This window comes from Chloroflexus sp., from assembly GCF_034432675.1.
GTDB lineage: Bacteria > Chloroflexota > Chloroflexia > Chloroflexales > Chloroflexaceae > Chloroflexus.
On sequence record NZ_DAOUBI010000110.1, the window covers coordinates 1 to 6,517 of the forward strand.

Below are 6,517 nucleotides of genomic sequence, written 5' to 3' on the forward strand. Positions count from 1 at the left end.
TGGCTGCCGCACTCCAAACGACGCCACACGCGGATGATGAGCGAACAAGGCAACCTATCCAGCGCGTGATGGCACCGGAGATGGTTATGAGAGCGCGATAGTACAGCTTTTTATGAAATAAGTTCTAGTTCCGCCACCAGCACCACCCACTGCGTGGTCTGATGGGCAACTTGCTGATTTGTGGTGGAGAGGATGTTTGGGAGACGTCGCGATAAACGTGAGCAGTATATCAGACGTGCCAAAGGATGCTGCCGATTCAGGTCAGGTTTTTTGTTACGATTGAGCAGGTATGTCAAATGTTGTTGAGCAGTGCTCCTGTAGATAGTTGGTTCGCCGGTTCAGGTGCAGTTGGTGATACCGGCAACCGGAAACTTACCGTTGTACCCTGCTGTAATGCACTGGTTGCCCAAATCTGGCCGCCGTGCGCTTCGACCAGACGGCGAGCAATTGCCAGCCCCAGACCGGCACCGCCGCTGCTCCGACTGCGGGCCCGATCTGCCTTGTAGAAGCGGTCGAAGATGTACGGTAAGTCGGCAGGATCAATGCCGGCGCCGGTATCACGCACCTCGAAACGAATGCCGCTCTCGTCAAGGTAAGCGCTAACGATTACCTCTCCGCCTGCCGGGGTGTGGCGGAGCGCATTTCCGATAAGATTCCCCAGCACCTGGGCAATACGCTGGGGATCGACTTCAATGTCAGGGAGATTGTCGTCAATCGTAGCGCTCAGCCGTACATCGCGCTCGCCGGCTGTGGGGGTGAATGAGCGGATCGCTTCATTGAGCAGCATCTGCGGCGATACGACTTCGCGATAGAGAGGAAGTTGACCGGCATCGGCCAGGGCCAGCAGATGGAGATCGTTGATGAGGCGTTCAAGCAGGGCTACCTCAGTCAGGAGTGCCTCAATCTGTTCGGCGTCAGCTTCGTACACACCATCTTGAATCCCTTCGAGGCGACCTTTGATGATCGAGAGTGGTGTGCGCAATTCATGCGCAATATCGGCGGTCAGTTGGCGACGTTGCTGATCGGCTTGTTGTAACGCCTCGGCCATACGGTTGAAGCTAGCGGAGAGATCGGCCAGTTCGCGCACATTGGCGGTTTGTACCCGGCTGCTATGATCGCCTTCAGCAATGGCATGGGCTGCTGCGCTGATCTGGCGCAGGGGGGTACTGATCCGACGCGAGAAGATCGCTGCCAGTACCAGGAGAACCGCCATTAATCCGGCTCCGGCACTGAACATACCCAGCAAGAGCGGACGACGATTCAGGCTGCCAACCGGAAAAACTTCATCGGTATCTACCACCGAGATCACCAGCGTACCGACTTGCTGGTTGTCAACCGTAATGGGAATGCGCCTAACCGCCTCATTGCCGCGCAGGATGATCGGACGCCGGCGACCAGCGACGACACGCCCGTTCTCGTCGAGCAGGGACACTGCGCCCTTGATACTGCCAAAGCCCTGGGGAAGTGGCCCCAACTGACGTTCAACTCCTCGCCACGAACCGACGCGCTGATAATAGGCGGCGAGCTGGGCAGCTTGAGCACGCGCGGCTGTCTCAGCCTCCATCCAGCGCATTTGTTCGGGATTACTCTGACCCATCACCAGCCAGAACGCGAGGGCCATCCCGCTAATGCCGAGCACGATGACCAGGGCGAAGGCGGTGAGCATCAGGTTGAAGAGGCGAGGCGGGCGCATATCGCACCTCAATGAGACTCGGATGAGGGATACGTTTCGGCAAACTTGTACCCCACACCGTAGACGGTCAGGATCAGGCGCGGCGACCCATTCGGGTCGGGTTCAATCTTACGGCGGAGATTTTTGATGTGAGCGTCGATAGTGCGGTCGAAGCCGGTATAGTCGGTGTTGTAAACACGGTCGAGCAATTGAGCACGGGTGAAGGGGCGACCAGGCGCACTGGCTAAAACGGCAAGGAGATCGAATTCGGTCGCGGTCAGTTCAATCGGTTCACCATCTCGGCGGACACTACGGCATTCGAGGTCGATGACCAATCCACCGATCTGAATCAGCTTTCCTGGCGAGGTTGAACCTTCACTGCGCCGTAAGACGGCACGCACGCGTGCCACCAGTTCGCGGGGACTGAAGGGTTTGGTGATGTAGTCGTCGGCCCCCAGTTCCAGGCCGATCAGACGGTCGGTCTCCTCAACGCGGGCAGTCAGCATGATGATCGGTAAGTGCGCAGTAAGCGGGTCCTGGCGCAGGGCACGGGTTACGTCAAGTCCATCCATACCGGGTAGCATCAGATCGAGGACCATGAGGGCTGGATGTTCCTGTCGCGCCAGCCGTAACGCTGTCGGTCCATCGCCGGCACTGATCACCTGAAAACCGGCCCGTTCAAGATAGTCGTGGGCAATTTTGACAATACCCGGTTCATCATCGACCACAAGGATGGTGCGAGACATAACCTTTGCTTCCTCCTGCCATCAACCGCTTCAACTACTGTAAGAAGGTGATAGGGGCAGTCACTATGACTACCCCACCTCTTCCGTATCCTGTGCCACTGCTACTCAACACGTGGATCATGCCCTGCTGGCGTGAGCGGTGGTTGAGGAGAAGGCCCGGCAGGTGGGTTCGCTGCCGGCGGTTGGTTCCGGCGTTGGCGGAAGATCTGGAAGCCCAGCCAGACTAGGAGGGCCAGTGCCGCCAGTTTGAGCAAGCCATCAACAAACCTGATCAATCCGCCAAACCAGTCGCGACCACCCATCATTCCCGGTCCACGCTGGAAGCCCATACCAGGATGAATCCAGCCGCGCTGGTTGTGCCAGCCGTGAGGCATGACCTGACCCTGATCACCCCGTCCGCGCATGGCAGGTGGTCCTTGTGGGATGACCTGCTGATTCGACCAGCCTGGCATTGTCCACATCGTCCACGCGGTCATGCGGCTCATCGACATGCTGCCGAAGGCAACGATCAGTGCCAGCAGCGAAATGCCAAGGGCCAGCCACGCCGGCCAGTTGATACGTCGTTGTTCCATAATACCGTACTCCTTCCATTGTAACTGGGTTGTCGAGTGTTTCCAGTTCCACTATCAGGATAGATGGCAATTGTGAAGAGGTTGTGAAGAGATAGTAGAAACTTTATGGAGGGAGACCAATATTTTATTCAACTGCACGGGCAATAAAGCTCTCGGCGAGCACGGTATCAAGTTGTTCGAGCAGAACGGAAAGTGCTGCCCGATCAAAGGTGAGCGGTGGGCGAATCTTCAATACATTATCGTAAGGTCCTTCGGTACCGATCAAAATGCGTTCGGTGCGCAGGCGCTCTTTGATATAGCATGCTGCTGTTGTTGCCGGAGTGCGCGTAGTGCGATTACTGACCAGTTCCACACCGATGAATAGGCCCATCCCCCGCACATCACCAATAATGGGGTGGCACTGTTGAAGTTCGCGCAAGCCGGCCAGCAGGTCGTTGCCAATGTGAGCCGCATTGGCCATTAAGCACTCTTCGTCAATGATCCGCAGTACTTCACGCCCCACCGCACACGAGAGCGTGCTGCCACCAAACGTCGAGAAGAATTCTATCCCGTTGTCAAACGCATGGGCAATCTCAGCAGTTGTGATGACGGCGCCGATAGGGTGACCATTGCCGAGCGGTTTGCCCAGGACAACGATGTCGGGAATCACGTCCTGGGTCGTGAAGGCCCAGTAGTGCGTGCCCAGCCGCCCCAGACCGGTCTGCACTTCGTCGGCGATACAGACGCCACCGGCAGCGCGGACCCGGCGGTAGACGGTGGCCAGATAGCCGGGTGGTGGAATGATTTGCCCGGCGACACTGGGGAAGGTCTCGGCGATGAAGCCGGCCAGACGCCGACCGCGGGCCGCGATGCGCTCGATAGCCTGATCCACCTCTGCCGCATACCGTTCGCCATCGGCACCGTAAGGGCCACGGTAGGGGTCGGGGGCCATCACTACTTCGACCCAATCCGGTTTGCCGCTGCTGGCGGGGTGATTGAACTTGTAGGCCGAGATGTCGATAGCGCCGGTGGTGTGGCCGTGATAGCCATGATCAATCGTAATCATGTCGCGCACTCCGGTGAAGGTGCGGGCAAGGCGGAGCGCCAGTTCATTGGCTTCGGAACCAGAATTGACAAAGAAGCAGACGCTTAGCGGTGGGGGTAATTTAGCCAGCAGCTCGTGGGCAAACGCGATCTGGGCCGGATGCAGGTAGCGGGTATTGGTATTAATCATACTTAGCTGGTGCGCTGCAACTGCCTGAATCCGGGGATGGGCATGGCCGACGTGGGGAACATTGTTGTAGGCGTCGAGGTAGATGTTACCCCAATCATCAAACAGATAGTGGCGCCAGCCGCGCACGAGTGTGCAGGGCATCGCATAACTGAGGCGCAGGTTGGCAGCAAAATGACGCCGCCGCTCCTGAAGCAGACCAGTCGTGTCGATTGGCTGATACGCCACCTGTTCATCGGCGAGATTGAGGAGTGGCGCCGGATTGGGGCATACCGCCTGCCACCATTCCCATTCGTCGGGTGCTGACACTCCGGGCCAGTGCCCTTCCAGCGCCCGCAGATCGAGGATGAGTTGCAGGTGAAGATGCGGCTGCCAGCCACCGTTGGTTGCAGCGTCACCCAGGGCGGCGAAGGGTTGTCCGGCGGCTATTGCATCACCGATGTGCAGATGATCCAAGCTGTTCGGGTCGAGATGCCCGTAGAGTGTGTAGAAGTGGTCGCCATTTGGGGTCTGGTGTTCGAGCACGACCATACCACCAAAATCGAGTGGCGCGATGAAGCGTTCAACGGCTACCACCATCCCGTGCAAGGGCGCGTACACCGGTGTCCCGGACGGGGCGAAGAGATCAACACCGAGATGTACCGTCCGTCGTTCGGCCAGAGGATGGTTCGCCGCGAAGAACGCCGGTTCGGTATAGATCAGCCGTGGCTCAGCGTAGCGACCAATCTGAACGGTAGCGGGTGTTGGTTCGCACAGTCGCCTCGCTTCAGCAGCGGTGAGGGCAAAAGGGTCTTGCGGCAGCGGTTGCTCGGCGACAGCCAGCCTCACCACCGGCGCGTTCGTCAGATCGCAACCAAGCACGGACGCGAAATGGCCACGCGCCGCCGCCAGCCACGACTGCACACGGGTTGCGGCAGGACTGAACGGCATTCCACAGCTCACACGCAGGCGGGCCGCAACCAGCTCTGGATCGGTCGTCGCTGTAGCTGCCAGCAGACGCCAGGCCGGTGCTTCGGAAATGGTGATGTAGAGATCGTCTGGCCGCTGTTGTTGCATCAATGCCGAATTAACAACGCTTACCGCCAGTCGTGCGCGTAGCAGTGGCCAGAGCAGATCAAGCTCGGTGGTAGTCAATGGCCAGACGGCGTGATAGCCCTTCACCAGATCACTCAGACAGCGCAGGGGATCAGGCTGATCGAGCAGGGCATAAGCGGCGGCGATAGCGAGTTCGCAGATCCGTGGCGCCGAACACAGATCGCCGAAGTCGAGGATGCCGCTAATGCTGACAACACCTTTGGGCGAAGCCGACACGAGCAGATTGTAGTCGTTGAGATCGTTGTGGATTGCAGTGTGGGGCAACAAGCACAGCGTGGACTTCAGGCCGACGTAGGCGTGCAATGCTGCCGCAGCGAGCCGGCGTCGGTCGAGATCGGCAATAACGGCGATCTGATCAAGCGCCCACTCCGCCTGCAGGAGATTCCACTTGAGCGGACGGGTCAGAGCCGGGTGAGTAAAGGTCATCAGCGCCTGATCGAGTTGGGCTGCCCGTCGTCCCAGATCGGTGCGCAACGCGGCTGTATGCGGTCGAAAGGTCGCATACACCTCACCAGGGAGAGCAGTAATCAGCCAGATCAGCCGATCATTGGCGGCAACATATGCCGCGCCGGTATGGGTACTCACAAGACGCGGCACCGGCAGATCGGGGGCTACCGTAGCAATGTGTTCAAGCGCCGCACATTGCAGCTCAACCAGCGCCGGATCGCAATCCGGTCGCATCACCTTGAGCACGTATTGGGTCGCGTTGTCCGTCGCGACGAGCAGGTTGAGGTCGTATTCGCCGGGTAATGGCGTGAGTGTGCCGTGAATATGGTAGTGATGGGCAAGCAGATCTGACCACGACATACGGGTATACTCCATGCAAGTTCGTAGCCAGATTGTATCACAGATAAGGGTAACTATTGCGCCTGGCACGGCACGATAGGGAGTGGGGAGTGGGGAGAAGAGATGGCGTGCTCCATACAGCTTCCGGTCACTGCGATCTCGGCCCCCCTCCCGCCCCCGCTGGGGCTACGCATGATCCACATGTCACGCTGCGTTAAGCCGAACTGCAAGCGCTCCGCGTGGCGCAGGCTTCCAGCCTGCGTGGAGGCATCCTCTTCATCGCCGTCAGGTGCTGGTCGTGGCTGCTGGTGCGCAGGCACGAATCTCGTGCAACATAACCATCTACGCGCAGGGATCGCATGCATGCCTGACCGACTCGATGATTGGCACGAGCACATTCAGCACCCCCGTGACCAGGATGGGGAACGGTATGCCA

The 6,517-nt window shown here is 58.9% G+C and carries 4 protein-coding genes; all 4 read right to left on the reverse strand.

The features are described 5' to 3' along the window. Window positions 1–292 precede the first annotated feature (292 nt). The 4 genes from VAE55_RS08185 to VAE55_RS08200 all read right to left on the reverse strand — a co-directional run bounded on the left by VAE55_RS08185 (window position 293) and on the right by VAE55_RS08200 (window position 6,117). The gene (locus VAE55_RS08185) at window positions 293–1,693 is read right to left on the reverse strand and encodes a sensor histidine kinase (RefSeq protein WP_322815300.1); all 1,401 of its coding nucleotides are present in this window, start codon (window positions 1,691–1,693) and stop codon (window positions 293–295) included. An 8-nt stretch (window positions 1,694–1,701) separates the two neighbouring features. Further along, window positions 1,702–2,418: a response regulator transcription factor gene (locus VAE55_RS08190; protein ID WP_322815301.1), complete on the reverse strand. Its 717-nt coding sequence runs from the start codon at window positions 2,416–2,418 to the stop codon at window positions 1,702–1,704. A gap of 101 nt (window positions 2,419–2,519) precedes the next feature. Next, window positions 2,520–2,990 carry a hypothetical protein gene (locus VAE55_RS08195; protein WP_322815302.1) on the reverse strand — a complete coding sequence of 157 codons (471 nt, stop codon included), beginning with the start codon at window positions 2,988–2,990 and terminating at the stop codon, window positions 2,520–2,522. A 124-nt stretch (window positions 2,991–3,114) separates the two neighbouring features. Beyond that, window positions 3,115–6,117, reverse strand: a complete 3,003-nt coding sequence (locus tag VAE55_RS08200) for an aminotransferase class III-fold pyridoxal phosphate-dependent enzyme (protein ID WP_322815303.1) — start codon at window positions 6,115–6,117, stop codon at window positions 3,115–3,117. Between the last annotated feature and the right edge of the window lie 400 nt (window positions 6,118–6,517).

Bases quoted from the DNA above. Each gene is read 5' to 3' on its own strand.
- VAE55_RS08185 (WP_322815300.1), bottom strand. From the start codon at position 1,693: ATGCGCCCGCCTCGCCTCTTCAACCTGATGCTCACCGCCTTCGCCCTG.
- VAE55_RS08190 (WP_322815301.1), bottom strand. From the start codon at position 2,418: ATGTCTCGCACCATCCTTGTGGTCGATGATGAACCGGGTATTGTCAAA.
- VAE55_RS08195 (WP_322815302.1), bottom strand. From the start codon at position 2,990: ATGGAACAACGACGTATCAACTGGCCGGCGTGGCTGGCCCTTGGCATT.
- VAE55_RS08200 (WP_322815303.1), bottom strand. From the start codon at position 6,117: ATGGAGTATACCCGTATGTCGTGGTCAGATCTGCTTGCCCATCACTAC.